The following is a 15801-nucleotide window of genomic DNA, read 5'->3' as shown; positions in this document are numbered from 1 at the left end:
CCCACCATCATACTCATTGCAGGAGCGGGGTCCGCAAGTCGAGGGTCAGCGGAAACTCATTTGTGCGCTCCTCGGGCGGCGGCTGCATCGGCCCCGGCGTGTGGCCGTGGTCCTGGAAGCGCGCCAGCCGCCGCGCCTCGGCCTCGTAGGTGTTGACCGGCTTGGTGTCGTAGCTGCGCCCGCCCGGATGGGCGACGTGATAGACGCAACCGCCGAGCGAGCGGCCGTTCCAGGTATCGATGAGATCAAAGGTCAGGGGCGCGTGCACCGGGATGGTCGGGTGCAGGCCGGAGGCCGGTTGCCAGGCCTTGAAGCGGACCCCGGCCACGACCTCGGCGGAGCGGCCGGTCGAGGTCATCGGCAGGCGGCGGCCATTGCAGGTGACGACGTGGCGGCCCTCGACGAACCCCTCCGCCTTGACCTGGAGCCGCTCGACCGAGCTATCGACATAGCGCACGGTGCCGCCGGCCGAGCCCTCCTCGCCGAGCACGTGCCAGGGTTCCAGCGCCTGGCGCAATTCCAGCGTCACGCCGCCTTGATGGACGCGGCCGAAGGCGGGAAAGCGGAATTCGAGCTGGGCCAGATACCATTCCGGCTCGAACGGATAGCCGAAGCTCTTGAGCTCCGAGAGCACGTCCTGAAAATCTTCCCAGATGAAATGCGGCAGCATGAAGCGGTCGTGCAGCGCGGTACCCCAGCGCACGAATTTGCCCTGCTGCGGCTCGCGCCAGAACTTTGCGATCAGCGCGCGGATCAAGAGCTGCTGCGCCAGCGACATGCGCGGATCCGGCGGCATTTCGAGCGCGCGGAATTCGACGAGGCCGAGGCGGCCGGTGGGACCATCCGGCGAATAGAGCTTGTCGATGCATATCTCGGCGCGGTGGGTGTTGCCGGTGATGTCGACGAGCAAATGCCGGAAGAGCCGGTCCACCAGCCACAGCGGCACCTGGTAGCCCGGCGGCGGCACGTGCGAGAGCGCGATCTCGAGCTCGTACATGCTGTCGTGACGGGCCTCGTCGAGGCGCGGGGCCTGGCTGGTCGGGCCGATGAACAGGCCGGAGAAGAAATAAGACAGCGACGGATGCCGCTGCCAGTACAGCACGAGGCTCTTGAGCAGATCGGGCCGGCGCAGGAACGGCGAATCCTGCGGGCTCGAGCCGCCGATCACGACGTGATTGCCGCCGCCGGTGCCGGTGTGGCGGCCGTCGACCAGGAAGCGGTTGGCGCCGAGCCGCACCTTGCCGGCGTCCTCATAGAGGCCAGTGGTGATCTCGACCGCCTCGCGCCAGCTCGTCGCGGGCTGGATGTTGATCTCGAGGACGCCGGGATCCGGCGTGACCTTGATGACCTCGATGCGCGGGTCGAACGGCGGCGCATAGCCTTCGACATGGACCTGGAGCTGCATCTCCTCGGCCGTGGCTTCGACCGCCGCGATCATCTCGAGATAATCCTCGATGCGCTCGACCGGCGGCATGAAGGCGCAGATCACGCCATCGCGAACCTCGATCGACAGCGCAGTGCGGACGGGGACGGTCGTGTTGAGCTTCTCGGACGCGACCCGCGGCGGCGCCTTCGGGCGCTCCGGGAGCGTGAACACCGGCAGCTTGCCGCGCGCTTCCATCGGGTCCTGCTCGACGATGTAGGGGTATTCACTGGGCGGGACGTGGCCGAGCGAGCCGATCGGCAAGCGCAGGCCGAGCGGGGAATCGCCCGGCATCAGGAACAGATGATTGCGCCGGAGTTGCCAGCGCTCGCTGCGCCAGCGTGGCGGCGCGTTCCAGCGTTGCACCGGCAGCACGAAGCCGCGCGGCGCGCGGAGGCCCTGATCGAACACCCGCGCCATGCGCGCGCGCTCCTCCGGATTGGACAATTTGGAATCGGAGGGATCGACGTTGAGGGGAAGCTCGGCCTCCTTCAGCAGCCAATAGGCAGTATCCTCATAGGCCGGAATGATGTAGCCGGGATCGAGCCCGAGCCGGGCCGCCGTGCCCTCCATGAAATCCTCGGCGTCTTCGGTCTGGGCACGCAGCGGATTTTCGATGCTGGCGATGAGGTCCGCGTTCTTCCAGACCGGCACGCCGTCCTTGCGCCAGTACAGGCCAAAGGCCCAGCGCGGCAGGCTCTCGCCCGGATACCATTTGCCCTGACCGTAATGGAGCAGCCCGCCCGCACCAAAGCGTGTGCGCAGACGGCGGATCAGATCGTCGGCGAGCGCGCGCTTGGTGGGGCCGACGGCCTCGGTATTCCATTCGGCAGCTTCGAGATCGTCGACCGAGACGAAGGTGGGTTCACCGCCCATGGTGAGCCGCACGTCCTGCGCGGCGAGATCGCCGTCCACCTGCTCGCCGAGATCGTTGAGCCGCGTCCAGGAATCGTCCGAGAACGGCTTGGTGATACGCGGCGCCTCGCGGATGCGCCGGACGCTCATGTCGAAATCGAACTCGACCTCGGCAAAGCCGGCACCGCCGGAGATCGGCGCGGCGGAGCGATAATGCGGCGTGGCGGCGACCGGGATGTGCCCCTCACCCGCGAGCATGCCGGAGGTCGCGTCGAACCCGATCCAGCCCGCGCCCGGCAGATAGACCTCGGCCCAGGCGTGCAGATCGGTGAAGTCGTTCTCGACCTCGGGCGGCCCCTCGATCGGATCGATGTCGGGACGGATCTGGATCAGATAGCCGGAGACGAAGCGCGCGGCGAGGCCGAGATGACGGAAGGTCTGGATCAGGAGCCACGCGGAGTCGCGGCATGAGCCGGCCGCGGAGGTGAGCGTTTCCTCCGGCGTCTGCACGCCCGGCTCCATGCGGATGACGTAGCTGATCTTCTGCTGCAATCGCCTGTTCAGATCGACCAGGAAGTTGACCGTGTTCGGGGCTTCGCGCGGGATCGAGGCGAGATATTTTGCGAACGCGGGATCGGGCTTGGTGGTCTCCAGATAAGGCGCCAGCTCCGTCTTGAGATCTTGCGGATATTCGAATGGAAAGCTGTCGGCGTAGGGCTCGACGAAGAAGTCGAACGGATTGACCGTGGTCATCTGCGCCGTGAAATCGACCTCGATCTTCAGCTCGGTCGTCTTCTCCGGGAAGACGTAACGCGCGATCCAATTGCCTAGCGGATCCTGCTGCCAGTTCACGAAATGATTGGATGGCGTGACCTTGAGCGAATAGCTCATGATCGGCGTCCGCGTGTGCGGCGCCGGGCGCAGGCGGATGGTCTGCGGGCCGAGATCGATCGGTCGGTCGTATTTGTAGTGGGTGACGTGGTGTAATGCGACGTAGATCGACACGGGGTGCAATGCTCCAGCAGCTTTTTTGAGCAGAACACCTGATGTCAGCGCGATCAAGCACTAACAACGGGCAGGGAGTGCCTAGGAACTACCCCCGTATCGTTCCGGCGAAGGCCGGGACGGGCGTGTGCGGGGCGAACTTACGCCGCTGACGTCAGCCGCTGCAGGAACTGCGTCACCTCGCGGCGAAGCGTCTCGACTTCGCCGTGGACGCGCTCGGAGGCGCTGTTGACGCGGGCAGCGACGCGGCCGGTGTCGGCGGCGGCTTCGCTGATCCCGGACACGTTGGAGGACACCTGCGAGGTGCCGGCTGAGGCTTCCTGGACGCTGCGTGCGATCTCGCGCGTCGCGGAGCCCTGCTGCTCGATCGAGGCCGCAATGCTTGCGGTAATGCCGTCGATCTCCGCGATGGTCTGCGCAATGGTCTCGACGGCCGTGACCGAGTTGCTGGTCGATTGCTGCATCTCGCCTACCTTGGCGCTGATCTCCTCGGTCGCCTTCGCGGTCTGGTTGGCGAGGCTCTTGACCTCGGAGGCCACCACGGCGAAGCCGCGGCCGGCCTCGCCTGCCCGCGCCGCCTCGATCGTGGCGTTGAGCGCCAGCAGGTTGGTCTGCGAGGCGATTTCGCTGATCAGCTTGACGACGTCGCCAATCCGCATCGCGGCCTCCGCGAGGCTGCGAATCTCGCTGCCGGCACGATTGGCTTCGTCGACGGCGCGCCCGGTGCTCGTGGTCGAGCCGGCCACCTGGCGGCTGATCTCCGTGATCGAGGATGCGAGCTGTTCTGCGGCGCTCGCCACCGTCGCAACGTTGCTCGAGGCCTGATCGGACGCATTGCGCATGCCGGAGGTCTGGCGGTTCGTCGTCTCCGCCGCGGCCGCCATCTGGCCGGCGTCGGATTCGAGGTCGGTCGCGGCGCTCATCAGGCTGCCTGCGACTTCGTCGAGATGCGTGCCGAACTGCTTTGCGAGACCCGCAATCTCGACCACGCGGCGGCCGAGGCTGTCGGTGCCGGCATTGATGACGGTTGCCGAGCGGCGGAACGAGCCGGGCAGTCCGCGCGCGAGGATCTTGCGGAAATATTTGCCGCGGCTGGCATAGTCCATCGATGCCGAAGCCTCGCGGACGAAGGCGTCGGCGATGTCGAGCATGTCGTTGACCGATTTCTGGATGGCGCCGATCCGCCCTGCCTGGCGCTCGCTCAGGATCCGCGCTTCGAGATCCCCGCGTGCCGCCTTGCGGCAGACATCGGCCACCTCATCGACGGCCACCGCCGTGCGATGCTGGCACCAGAGCGCGTAGCCGAGCAGCAGGATCGCGGCGCCGAGCGGCGCGGCACTGACGATTCCGAGCCAGCCGAGCAGCGAGAGGACGAACGCGGCGGTGGCTAGAAGAAACGCGCCGGCGGTCGCTCCCTGCGCCTTAGAGAGAGAGCACAAATTCATCGTAGCCCACACCGTTTTGCTTGAGCAGACCGACCATCAATTCGAAGCTCGCACGCATGCCGTCCTTGGCATTGGCGTGGCGCGCCTCTTCCGCGCAGAGCGTCTTGTAGATCGGCTTGATTTTCTCGACCGGCGCCGGATCGGGCCTGCGTCGGTTTGAGTGATAGCCCGTGATGTTGCCGCGGTCGTCGAGCGTCGGAGTGACATGGGCGAACACCCAATAATGGCTGCCGTCCCCCGCGAGATTGACGACGTAGGCGAAGATTTCCTGCTTGGTCTGGAGCGTGTCCCACAGCAGCTTGAAGACGCAGCGTGGCATGTCCGGATGGCGGATCAGACTGTGGGGCGCGCCCATCAGCTGCTTCCAGGGGTATTTCGCCATGCGGATGAAGACGTCATTGGCGTAGGTGATGCGGCCCTTGAGATCGGTCTTCGACACGATCAGCTCCTCCTCGCCGAGGAGATTTTCCACGCCGGTGGGCCGTATCGCACGCGTCATCGTTGACGAATCCTCACGAAAGCCAGCGCCCACGAAGGTCGCCCGCATCGCTATCGGAATACGGCAAAAAGTCTTAATCATAGGTGACCGCGGGAACCCGCGCGGCGATCTGACACCTACGTATGATTACTTATGCGCCTTGCCCGTCCGGCAAATTCCCGCGTCGGCCTGCACGCGATCACATCGTCGCGCCCAGCACCCAGGGCGCGAACTCGGCGCCGCCGAAATCGAAGCTCTCGCTCTTGGTCGGCTGGCCCGAAGCCGTCTTCAGGATCAGATCGAAAATGCGCTGGCCGCACTGCTCGACGCTCTCCTCGCCTTCGAGGATGGTGCCGCAATTGACGTCCATGTCGTCTACCATGCGCTTGTACATGGGCGTGTTGGTGGCGAGCTTGATCGAGGGCGCCGGCTTGCAGCCGAACACGCTGCCGCGACCCGTGGTGAAGCAGACGAGATTGGCGCCGCCCGCGACCTGCCCGGTCGCCGCGACCGGATCGTAACCGGGCGTGTCCATGAAGACGAAACCCTTCTTGGTGACCGGCTCGGCGTAACGCAGTACCTCGACGAGATTGGTGGTGCCAGCCTTCGCCATCGCGCCGAGTGACTTCTCCAGAATGGTGGTGAGGCCACCGGCCTTGTTGCCGGGGCTCGGATTGGCGTTCATCTCGGCGCCTTCGCGCGTCGTGTATTCGTCCCACCAGCGCATCAGGTCGACCAGCTTCTCGCCGACCTCGCGGCTGACGGCGCGGCGCGTCAAGAGGTGCTCGGCGCCGTAGGTCTCCGGCGTCTCCGACAGGATCACGGTGCCGCCGTGGCGCACGATGAGATCGCTCGCCGCGCCGAGCGCGGGATTGGCCGATACGCCGGAATAGCCGTCGGAGCCGCCGCATTGCAGGGCGACGGTGAGCTCGCTCACCGGCACGGATTCCCGTGTGACCTTGTTCGAATCCGCAAGAGCCTCGCGCACGAAGGCGATGCCGGCCTCCACCGTCTTGCGGGTGCCGCCGACCTCCTGGATGTCCATCGCGCGCAGGCGTCCCGCGAGCTTCTGCTCTTCCATCAGCCCGCCGATCTGGTTCACCTCGCAGCCGAGGCCAAGCACGATCACATGAGAGAAGTTCACATGCCGCGCATAACCGCCGAGCGTGCGGCGGAGGAGCGCCAGCGGCTCGTTCTGTGTCATGCCGCAGCCGGTCTTGTGGGTCAGTGCGACCACGCCGTCGACATTCGGAAAATCGGCCAGCGGATTGTCGCCGGTGAAGGGGTTCTTCTTGAAGACGTCGGCGACGAGGCTTGCGACATGCGCGCTGCAGTTCACCGAGGTGAGGATGCCGATATAGTTGCGCGTGGCGACGCGGCCGTCCGGGCGGCGGATGCCCTCGAAGGTCGCCGGCAGGTCGAAATTCGGCGTCGGCTTGACGTCGGCGCAATAGGCATAGTCCTTGGCGAAATCGCCCATGCCGATGTTCTGCACGTGCACGTGCTGGCCCGGCGCGATCGGGATGGTCGCAAAGCCGATGATCTGGCCGTAGCGGATGACAGGCTCGCCCATTGCGATCGGCTTGATCGCGACCTTGTGGCCGGAGGGGATGCGCTCGACCGTGGTCACGCCGTCCGCGACGACCGTTCCCGGCGGCAGGCTGGCGCGCGCGATCAGCACGCCATCATCGGGATGCAGGCGGATGACGGGGCTGATGGTCATGGGAGGTCTCCTTGGGTCTTCAAGTATCGTGCCCAGGACGCAGCGCAGCGTGAAACGGTGCGCTGCTGAGCCGGGGTTCAGTCGTCACGTCATGTGCTTCGTTAGCGACTGGGTCCCGGCTCTGCGAAGCAGCGCTACGCGCTGCATCGCGTCCGGGACACAGAGGGAGCATTAAGCCTTGCCGCCCGAATCCTTGCGGGTGGCATTGACCTGCATCTTGGCGTAGCTGGTCATCAGGCCGACCTCGTTCGAGAGCGTCACCAGCTTGAAGCCCATGTTGATGGCGCGTGCAGCACCTTCGGCGCCGCTGCAATGGATGCCGGGGTTGAGACCGCGCTTGCCGCATTCCTTGATGATCTTCTCGTAGATCGCGAGGATCTCGGGCTCGCTGCGGTCGAGCTTGGGCTCGAGGCCATAGGAGAAGCCGAGATCGGACGGTCCGATATAGACGCCGTCGATGCCTTCGACGTCGAGGATCGCTTCCATGTTCTCGACCGCGGTCTTGGTCTCCATCATCGGCAGCAGGATGGTGTCGGCATTCGCGGTCTTCTGGTAGGAGCCCGCGGTGCCGTACATGCCGGCGCGGATCGGACCGTTGGAACGGACGCCCTGCGGCGGATATTTCGAATAGGATACGAGGTTCCTGGCTTCCTGCGCCGTGTTGACCATCGGGCAGATCACGCCATAGGCGCCGCCGTCCAGCACCTTGCCGATGATGCCGGGCTCGTTCCAGGGCACGCGGACCATGGGCGTGACCGGATGCTTGTCCATCGCCTGGAAGCACTGCACCATCGAGAGATAATCCTGCACGCCATGCTGCATGTCGACGGTGACGCTGTCGAAGCCGCATTGCGCGATCATCTCGGCCGAGAAGCCGGAGGGGATCGCGAGCCACGCGTTGACCACGGCCTTGCCCGACTTCCAGATCTCTTTGACTTTGTTCGCCACGTTGTCTTTCCTTCCCTGTTGCTGTTACTCGCCGCGGATCGGGTCGGGCCGCACTTTGAGCGAAAAAAACCGTGAATGTCCATGGCTCTCACCACGCACGCACGCATATCTGGGTTCATCCCTCCGCGATTGTATCATCCGCGCTACCGAGCTCTGCAAGACTCAGTTCGAGCGCACCCAGCATCTCCTGCAATTCGGCGAGCCTGCGTGCGCCGAAGCGTCGCGTGATCTCGGCATAGATCGCCTCCGAATTCGGCGCCACGGAGGCCATCAGCTTCACGCCCTCTTTCGAGATCGAGACCATGCTGCGGCGCTGGTCCGCCTTTGCCGTCTTGCGCTCGATCAGATTGCGCGCCTCGAGATCGCGCAGGATGCGCGACAGGCTCGGCCCGAGCAGGAACGCGGTGCGCGCCAGTTCCGTGACCTCGACTGCGTCGATCGCCGCCAGAGCACGCAGGATGCGCCATTGCTGCTCGGTCAGGCCGTGCTCGCGCAGCGAAGGGCGAAACTGCCGCATCACCGCTTCGCGTGCCCGCAGCAGCGACATCGGCAGGGAGCGCGAGAAATCGCGCATCGGCACCTGCCTTGCGGCAGGCCTTGAAATAGGTCCTGCGGCCGGCGCGCTTCCATTGGCTGGGTCAGCCGGTCTCTTCACCATGACGCCCTTTCAAACCGCAAAACGTTTGCAGTGCAGCAAGCCGGAATTATGTTTGACGCATTCACTTAACATGTTAAGTATCTCTCGGCACCCTAATTTGTAAGACCACAAATGGCGCTTTCCAACGACGATATCCAAGCTTGCGCGAGGCGTCTGCACCAGGCGGAGAAGACCCGCGTGCAGATCCGGCAGCTGTCGCAGGATTTCCCCGGCATCACGATCGCCGACGCCTACGCGATTCAGAAGGCCTGGGTCGACGTCAAGATCGCCGAGGGGCGCATCGTCAAGGGCCACAAGATCGGCCTGACCTCAAAGGCGATGCAGAGCGCGCTCGACATCGACGAGCCGGATTCCGGCGTGCTGCTCGACGACATGTTCTTCGCCGATGGCGGGATCATTCCGACCGAACGCTTCATCGCAACGCGAGTCGAGGCCGAGCTCGCCTTCGTCATGAGCAAGCGGCTCTCAGGGCCTGATAGCACGCTGTTCGACGTGCTCAACGCCACCGACTTCGTGGTTCCCGCGCTGGAGATTCTGGACACGCGGATCGAGCGCGTCGATCCCAGGACCAAGGCAACGCGAAAGATCTTCGACACCATCGCCGACAATGCGGCGAATGCCGGCATCGTGCTTGGCGGACGGCCGATCCGGCCCTTGGACGCAGACCTGCGCTGGATCGGCGCGCTGTGTTTCAAGAACGGCCAGCTCGAGGAGACCGGCCTTGCCGCCGGCGTGCTCAATCACCCGGCGACCGCCGTGGCCTGGCTCGCCAACAAGATTGCGCCGCTTGGGCTCGCGCTGGAGCCCGGACAGGTCGTGCTTGCCGGCTCCTTCATCCGCCCGATCGAGACCCGCAAGGGCGACACAATTCAGGCCGATTATGGCGCCTACGGCTCGGTCAGCTGCTACTTCGCCTAAGGCGCATAAAAAAATCCAGGGAGTGAAACCGCGATGCCGCATTTCACGATTGAATATTCGGCCAATCTCGATGGCCGCCTCGACATCGCGGCGGTGTGCGAGATCGTGCGCAAGGCGGCGGTCGAGACCGGGATCTTTCCGCTCGGCGGCATCCGCGTCCGCGCGATCAGGTGCGAGCACTATGCAATCGCCGACGCGCGGAACGACTATGGCTTTCTCGACATGGTGCTGCGCATCGGCGAAGGCCGCGACCTTCCCACCCGCAAACAAGCCGGCGAGCACGTCTTCCAGGCACTCTCCCGCCATCTCGATCCCGTCTTCGCCGCCAGCAAATTCGCTCTGTCGTTCGACATGCAGATCAACGACAAGGACACGAGCTGGAAGCGCAACAACATCCACGATGCATTGAAAGTGGAAACCGTCCATGGATAAACCCAGCCCGAAAGCCGATGTGTTCCAGGCCAACCGCGACCGCGTCGCACCGCTGCTGAAGAAGCTGCGCGCCGACGGCATCGGTCACATGATCGACGGCAAGACCGTTGCCTCGATATCGGGCGACACCTTCGAGACGAAGTCGCCGGTCGACGGCACGACGCTCGCGAGCGTCGCGCGCGGCACTGCCGAGGACATCGACCGCGCCGCAACGGCCGCGGCGCTCGCCTTCAAGTCCTGGCGCGACCTGGGCCCGGCGATGCGGAAGAAGCTGCTGCACCGCGTCGCCGACGCGATCGAGGACAATGCCGACGACATCGCGGTGCTCGAATGCATCGACACCGGCCAGGCCTATCGCTTCATGGCCAAGGCCGCGATCCGCGCCGCCGAGAATTTCCGCTTCTTTGCCGACAAATGCGCGGAGGCGCGCGACGGCCTCAACACGCCGAGCGACGAGCACTGGAACATCTCGACGCGCGTACCGATCGGCCCGGTCGGCGTGATCACGCCGTGGAACACGCCGTTCATGCTCTCGACCTGGAAGATCGCCCCTGCCCTCGCTGCGGGGTGCACGGTCGTACACAAGCCGGCGGAGTGGTCGCCGGTCACCGCGGACATGCTCGGCAAGCTCGTCAAGCAAGCCGGCGTGCCCGACGGCGTGCTCAACACCGTCCACGGCTTTGGCGAAGAGGCCGGCAAGGCGCTGACCGAGCATCCCGCCATCAAGGCGATCGGCTTCGTCGGCGAGAGCGCGACGGGCTCCGCGATCATGGTGCAGGGCGCGCCGACGCTGAAGCGCGTGCATTTCGAACTCGGCGGCAAGAATCCCGTGATCGTGTTCGACGACGCCGATCTCGATCGCGCGCTCGATGCCGTGGTGTTCATGATCTACTCGCTCAACGGCGAGCGCTGCACCTCGTCGAGTCGACTGGTGATCCAGCAAAGCATCGCGGACAAGTTCATCGAGAAGCTGACCGCGCGCGTGAAGGCGCTGAAGGTCGGCCATCCCCTCGATCCCTCGACCGAAATCGGGCCGCTGATCCACGAGCGCCATCTGGCAAAGGTCTGCTCCTATTTCGACGTCGCGCGCCAGGATGGCGCCACCATCGCAGTCGGCGGCAAGGCCCATGACGGCCCGGGCGGCGGACATTATGTCGAGCCCACCCTGGTCACCGGTGCACATGGCAAGATGCGCGTCGCGCAGGAGGAGGTGTTCGGCCCATTCCTCACCGTGCTGCCTTTCAGGGACGAAGCTGAAGCCATCGAGATCGCCAACGACATCCGCTATGGCCTGACCGGCTATGTCTGGACCAACGACGTCGGCCGTGCGCTCCGCGTCGCCGACGCGCTCGAGGCCGGCATGATCTGGCTCAACTCGGAAAACGTGCGCCATCTGCCAACGCCGTTCGGCGGCATGAAGGCCTCCGGCATCGGCCGCGACGGCGGCGATTACTCATTCGACTTCTACATGGAAACCAAGCACGTCTCGCTGGCGCGGGGCACGCACAAGATTCAGAAACTGGGAATCTGATCGTCATTCCCGAGCGATGCGTAGCATCGAACCCGGAATCCATCGCGCAGCAGAGTTCGTCGAGGAATGGATTCCGGGCTCGCGCTTCGCGCGCCCCGGAATGACAGGGACCGAGAGGGGGAAACGCCAATGCCTGTACCGCAACACATCTTCGAGCCGCCGTTCAACATCATTCGCTCCAGCCACGTCGTGCTCGACGTGACCGATCTAAAGCTGAGCCGGGAGTTCTACGAGACCACTGTCGGCCTGCATGTCGAGGACGCCGACGACAACGTCGTCTACCTGCGTGCCGCCGAGGAGCATCAGCATCACTCGCTGGTGCTGCGGAAAGCCGCGGTACCCGCTTGCGCCCGGCTCGGCTTCAAGGTCGGCAACGACGGGGATCTCGACAAGGCTGCCGCCTTCCTGTCCGAAAACGGCCTCGCCTACGCCTTTGTCGACCAGCCGTTCCAGGGCCGCACCCTGCAGTTCACCGATCCCTTCGGCTTCCAGATCGAGCTCTATGCGTCGATGGAACGCCGGCCGCATCTCTTGCGCCGCTATGATCTTTACAGGGGCTGCCACCCGCAGCGGCTCGATCATTTCAACGTTTTCGCCGCCGAGGTCCAGGACACCGTCGAGTTCTACGCCCGGCTCGGCTTCCGCCTCACCGAATACGCCGAAGAGGACGGGCCGAACGGCCGCATCGCCGCCGCCTGGATGCATCGCAAGGGTAACGTCCACGACTTCGCCATCACCAACGGCAAGGGCCCGCGCCTGCACCATTTCGCCTATTGGACGCCGACGGCGATGAACATCATCCATCTCTGCGACGTCATGGCCTCGCAAGGCTTCGTGAAGAACATTGAGCGAGGACCAGGACGCCACGGAATCTCCAACGCGTTCTTCCTCTATGTGCGCGACCCTGATGGACACCGCCTCGAGCTCTACACCAGCGACTATTTCACCGGCGATCACGATCATGAGCCGCTGCGCTGGTCGCTGCGCGATCCCCGCCGGCAGACGCTGTGGGGCGCCCCTGCCCCGCGTTCATGGTTCGAGCAGGGCTCGCCGTTTAGCGGGCAGACCGTGCGCGAGCCGAAGTTCGTGGCCGACGTGCTGGTGGCCGACTGATGAAGCTCCCTCGCCTCGCCACCTATTCCATCAAGGGTGATGTCAGCCTCGGTGCCGTCCTGGAGGGCGGCATCGTCGACCTTTCCGCACGTTACGCCAAGGACTATCCGACGCTGCGCGAGGTGATCGCGGCCGGCAAGCTCGTGAGCCTTGCCGAGGAAGCCGCCGGTCGCACGCCGGACCACGCGTTCGACGACATCACCTGGCTGCCGCCGGTGCCCGCGCCGGAGAAGATCATCTGCATCGGCGTCAACTACCCCGATCGTAACGCCGAGTATAAGGACGGTCAGGAGGCGCCGAAATACCCGAGCATGTTCATGCGCTCGCCCCGCTCCTTCGTCGGCCACGACACGCCGCTGGTACGCCCGCGCGCCTCCGCGCAGCTCGATTACGAAGGCGAGATCGTGCTGGTGATCGGCAAGGCGGGCCGGCACATCCCCGAAAGCAGCGCGCTCGACCACATCGCCGCGCTCACGCTCTGCAACGAAGGCTCGGTGCGCGACTGGCTGCGCCACGCCAAGTTCAACGTCACCCAGGGCAAGAATTTCGATTCCAGCGGCAGCCTCGGCCCCTGGCTCGTACCTTACGTCAGGGAATCCCAGATTGCCGACATCAGGCTGACCACGCATGTCAACGGCGAGCTCAGGCAGGACGACCGCACCAGCCGGCTGATGTTTCCGTTCCGCACCCTCATCAACTATATCTCCACCTTCGCAACGCTCGTCCCCGGCGATATCATCGTCACGGGCACGCCGACCGGTGCCGGTGCCCGGTTCGATCCGCCGCGGTACCTGAAGCCCGGCGACGTCGTCGAGGTGGCGGCCGAGGGAATCGGCAGCTTGCGCAACGGCGTCGTTGACGAAGCCTGAACAAGATTGGAAATGATGCAATGACGACCCTTACCGGCGGCGAAGCGATCGTAAGCGGCCTGGTCGCCCACGGCGTCGACACCGTGTTCGGCCTGCCCGGCGCGCAGGTCTACGGCCTGTTCGACGCCTTCCACCAGGCCCAGCTCAAGGTGATCGGCGCGCGGCACGAGCAGGCCTGCGGCTACATGGCGTTCGGCTATGCGCGCTCCAGCGGCAGGCCCGGCGTCTTCAGCGTGGTGCCCGGCCCCGGCGTGCTCAATGCCAGCGCCGCGCTGCTCACCGCATTCGGCTGCAACGAGCCGGTGCTGTGCGTCACCGGGCAGGTGCCGACGCAATTCCTCGGCAAGGGCCGCGGCCATCTGCACGAGATGCCGGACCAGCTTGCGACCCTGCGCACCTATGTGAAATGGGCCGATCGGATCGAATATCCCGGCAATGCACCGACCACCGTGGCGCGCGCCTTCCAGGAGATGATGTCGGGACGGCGCGGCCCTGCCTCGGTCGAGATGCCCTGGGATGTCTTCACCCAGCGCGCGGACACGGCCGCCGCCCGGATGCTGGAGCCGCTTCCCGCGCCGCAGCCCGATGCGGATCTCGTGAAGCAGGCGGCGGCGCTGATCAAGGCGAGCAAGGCGCCGATGATCTTCGTCGGCAGCGGCGCGGTCGAGGCCGGCGAGGAGATCCTCGAGCTCGCCGAGATGATCGACGCGCCCGTGGTTGCTTTCCGCAGCGGCCGCGGCATTGTCTCCAACGCGCATGAGCTGGGGCTGACGATGGCAGCCGCCTACAAGCTGTGGCCGACAACCGATCTGATGATCGCCATCGGTACCCGCGCGGAGCTGCCGGCATCGGGCTTCCGCTGGCCCTATCAACCGAGCGGACTGAAATCCATACGGATCGACATCGATCCGGTCGAGATGCGCCGGCTCGTCGCCGATGTCGCCATCGTCGCCGACGCCAGTCAAGGGACTGCCGATCTCGTCGCGGCCGTGAAAAAGGCCGGCTATGCGCGGAGCCGGGGCCGGCGGGAGGACATCCGCGAGGCCACCGCGACCGCGCAAGCCGAGATCCAGCGCATCCAGCCGCAGATGGCCTATCTCGACATCCTGCGCGAAGTGCTGCCGGCGAATGCGATCGTGACCGATGAATTGTCGCAATTCGGCTTCGCCTCCTGGTACGGCTTTCCGGTCTACGAGCCGCGCACCTTCATCACCTCGGGCTATCAGGGCACGCTCGGCTCGGGCTTCCCGACCGCGCTCGGGGCCAAGGTCGCCAATCCCGACAAGCCGGTGGTCGCCATCACCGGCGACGGCGGCTTCATGTTCGGCGTGCAGGAGCTGTCAACCGCCGTGCAGTTCAACATCGGCGTGGTGACGCTGGTGTTCAACAACAACGCCTACGGCAACGTCCGCCGCGACCAGCGCGAACGCTTCGACGGCCGCGTGGTCGCCTCCGACCTCGTCAATCCGGATTTCGTCAAGCTCGCGGAGTCGTTCGGCGTGGCGGCGGCGCGCGTCACGGCGCCGGACCAGTTCAAGGCGGCGATGGAGAAGGCGCTTGCGCATGGCGGGCCGTATCTGATCTCGGTCGAGGTGACCAGGGATTCGGAAGTGAGCCCATGGGCGTTCATTCACCCGCCGAAGCCGTAGACGACGCATCGTCGTTTCCGAGAACTCTTTCCTTCTTCCCTTGTGGGAGAAGCTGGATCGCTGGCGCGCAGCGACTCCCACGAGAGAAGGAAGATCAGCGCGTTCTTCGAAACGTCAGATTGATCCGCTTCCGTCCCAGCAGCGGATGCTCACCTTCCGCGAGCGGCGCGACGCCGTGATAGGCGAGCCTGCTGGCCCCGCCCCACACCACGACATCGCCATGGACCAGGCGGAAGCGGCGCGGCTTGTCGCTGCGCGCCATGCCACCGAACAGGAAGGTCGCGGGCAAGCCGAGCGAGACCGAGACGATCGGCGCCGAATAATCCAGCTCGTCCTTGTCCTGATGTAGCGACAGCCGCGTACCGGGCTCGTAGCGGTTGACGAGGCAGGCATCGGGCGCGAAGTTTTGGAAGCCGCCCTGCTCGGCTGCGCCGCGCGCGAGATCGCGGAGCACCGGCGGCATTTCGGGCCATGGCGCTGCTGTGCGCGGATCGATGGGATCGTAGCGATAGCCGGTGTGATCGGTGATCCAGCCGCGCTCGCCGCAATTGGTCATCGCCACCGACATCAGATGACCGTTGGGCGTCGTCATGCGGCGGAACGGCGATTGCGCCACGATCGCGCGCACGGCAGCGATCAGCTCGGTATCGATCGGCTTGACGAAGCCGCGCAGCAGTACGGCACCGTCCGCGATCTCCTCGCGCGACGGCTGCGCCTCGGCAACGCTATCGAACAAATCAGCCGTCAATCGCAG

The 15801-nt window shown here is 65.2% G+C and carries 13 protein-coding genes; 6 read left to right on the top strand and 7 right to left on the bottom strand.

Annotated elements, in window-relative coordinates; translation table 11 throughout:
• Positions 1 to 13: 13 nt before the first annotated feature.
• The 6 genes from C7G42_RS16505 to hpaR form a co-directional block, all read right to left on the bottom strand.
• Positions 14 to 3283 (bottom strand): transglutaminase family protein, encoded by a 3270-nt coding sequence (locus C7G42_RS16505; protein ID WP_106950019.1) that lies wholly within the window; start codon positions 3281 to 3283, stop codon positions 14 to 16.
• A 140-nt stretch (positions 3284 to 3423) separates the two neighbouring features.
• Positions 3424 to 4728: a methyl-accepting chemotaxis protein gene (locus tag C7G42_RS16500; RefSeq protein WP_199580942.1), complete on the bottom strand. Its 1305-nt coding sequence runs from the start codon at positions 4726 to 4728 to the stop codon at positions 3424 to 3426.
• A complete protein-coding gene (locus tag C7G42_RS16495; RefSeq protein WP_106950448.1) occupies positions 4706 to 5227 on the bottom strand; it encodes a PAS domain-containing protein in 522 nt (173 codons plus the stop codon). The genes C7G42_RS16500 and C7G42_RS16495 overlap by 23 nt, the downstream gene beginning before the upstream one ends.
• Before the next feature lie 178 nt (positions 5228 to 5405).
• On the bottom strand, positions 5406 to 6929 hold the full coding sequence (locus tag C7G42_RS16490; protein WP_106950017.1) for a UxaA family hydrolase: 1524 nt from the start codon (positions 6927 to 6929) through the stop codon (positions 5406 to 5408).
• 171 nt (positions 6930 to 7100) lie between these two features.
• Positions 7101 to 7877 (bottom strand): HpcH/HpaI aldolase family protein, encoded by a 777-nt coding sequence (locus C7G42_RS16485; RefSeq protein WP_106950016.1) that lies wholly within the window; start codon positions 7875 to 7877, stop codon positions 7101 to 7103.
• A gap of 115 nt (positions 7878 to 7992) precedes the next feature.
• Positions 7993 to 8535, bottom strand: a complete 543-nt coding sequence (gene hpaR, locus C7G42_RS16480) for a homoprotocatechuate degradation operon regulator HpaR (protein ID WP_106950015.1) — start codon at positions 8533 to 8535, stop codon at positions 7993 to 7995.
• A gap of 111 nt (positions 8536 to 8646) precedes the next feature.
• Here hpaR and hpaH point away from each other — a divergent pair, with 111 nt between their 5' ends.
• The 6 genes from hpaH (at position 8647) to C7G42_RS16450 (ending at position 15047) form a co-directional block, all read left to right on the top strand.
• Complete coding sequence (gene hpaH, locus C7G42_RS16475; protein WP_106950014.1) at positions 8647 to 9453, top strand: 2-oxo-hept-4-ene-1,7-dioate hydratase; 807 nt, start codon at positions 8647 to 8649, stop codon at positions 9451 to 9453.
• 33 nt (positions 9454 to 9486) lie between these two features.
• Positions 9487 to 9885, top strand: a complete 399-nt coding sequence (locus C7G42_RS16470) for a 5-carboxymethyl-2-hydroxymuconate Delta-isomerase (RefSeq protein ID WP_106950013.1) — start codon at positions 9487 to 9489, stop codon at positions 9883 to 9885.
• Positions 9878 to 11416 carry a 5-carboxymethyl-2-hydroxymuconate semialdehyde dehydrogenase gene (gene hpaE / locus C7G42_RS16465; protein ID WP_106950012.1) on the top strand — a complete coding sequence of 513 codons (1539 nt, stop codon included), beginning with the start codon at positions 9878 to 9880 and terminating at the stop codon, positions 11414 to 11416. Before C7G42_RS16470 ends, hpaE begins: the two co-directional genes overlap by 8 nt.
• Before the next feature lie 129 nt (positions 11417 to 11545).
• Positions 11546 to 12529 (top strand): 3,4-dihydroxyphenylacetate 2,3-dioxygenase, encoded by a 984-nt coding sequence (gene hpaD / locus C7G42_RS16460; protein ID WP_106950011.1) that lies wholly within the window; start codon positions 11546 to 11548, stop codon positions 12527 to 12529.
• A complete protein-coding gene (locus C7G42_RS16455; RefSeq protein WP_106950010.1) occupies positions 12529 to 13398 on the top strand; it encodes a fumarylacetoacetate hydrolase family protein in 870 nt (289 codons plus the stop codon). Before hpaD ends, C7G42_RS16455 begins: the two co-directional genes overlap by 1 nt.
• Before the next feature lie 20 nt (positions 13399 to 13418).
• A complete protein-coding gene (locus C7G42_RS16450) occupies positions 13419 to 15047 on the top strand; it encodes a thiamine pyrophosphate-dependent enzyme (RefSeq protein ID WP_106950009.1) in 1629 nt (542 codons plus the stop codon).
• A 94-nt stretch (positions 15048 to 15141) separates the two neighbouring features.
• Here the strand turns inward: C7G42_RS16450 and alkB are convergent, their stop codons facing one another.
• A complete protein-coding gene (alkB, locus tag C7G42_RS16445) occupies positions 15142 to 15795 on the bottom strand; it encodes a DNA oxidative demethylase AlkB (protein ID WP_106950008.1) in 654 nt (217 codons plus the stop codon).
• Positions 15796 to 15801 lie beyond the last annotated feature (6 nt).

Origin of the sequence: Bradyrhizobium sp. MOS003, from assembly GCF_003020125.1 — a bacterium.
In the GTDB taxonomy this organism is placed as follows: domain Bacteria; phylum Pseudomonadota; class Alphaproteobacteria; order Rhizobiales; family Xanthobacteraceae; genus Bradyrhizobium.
This window is presented reverse-complemented; position numbering and strand designations above follow the sequence as displayed.

Excerpts from the sequence above, each read along its gene's own strand:
- C7G42_RS16500 (WP_199580942.1), bottom strand. The coding sequence starts at position 4,728 with ATGAATTTGTGCTCTCTCTCTAAGGCGCAGGGAGCGACCGCCGGCGCG.
- C7G42_RS16495 (WP_106950448.1), bottom strand. The coding sequence starts at position 5,227 with ATGACGCGTGCGATACGGCCCACCGGCGTGGAAAATCTCCTCGGCGAG.
- C7G42_RS16490 (WP_106950017.1), bottom strand. The coding sequence starts at position 6,929 with ATGACCATCAGCCCCGTCATCCGCCTGCATCCCGATGATGGCGTGCTG.
- hpaR (WP_106950015.1), bottom strand. The coding sequence starts at position 8,535 with ATGGTGAAGAGACCGGCTGACCCAGCCAATGGAAGCGCGCCGGCCGCA.
- hpaH (WP_106950014.1), top strand. The coding sequence starts at position 8,647 with ATGGCGCTTTCCAACGACGATATCCAAGCTTGCGCGAGGCGTCTGCAC.
- C7G42_RS16470 (WP_106950013.1), top strand. The coding sequence starts at position 9,487 with ATGCCGCATTTCACGATTGAATATTCGGCCAATCTCGATGGCCGCCTC.
- hpaE (WP_106950012.1), top strand. The coding sequence starts at position 9,878 with ATGGATAAACCCAGCCCGAAAGCCGATGTGTTCCAGGCCAACCGCGAC.
- hpaD (WP_106950011.1), top strand. The coding sequence starts at position 11,546 with ATGCCTGTACCGCAACACATCTTCGAGCCGCCGTTCAACATCATTCGC.
- C7G42_RS16455 (WP_106950010.1), top strand. The coding sequence starts at position 12,529 with ATGAAGCTCCCTCGCCTCGCCACCTATTCCATCAAGGGTGATGTCAGC.
- C7G42_RS16450 (WP_106950009.1), top strand. The coding sequence starts at position 13,419 with ATGACGACCCTTACCGGCGGCGAAGCGATCGTAAGCGGCCTGGTCGCC.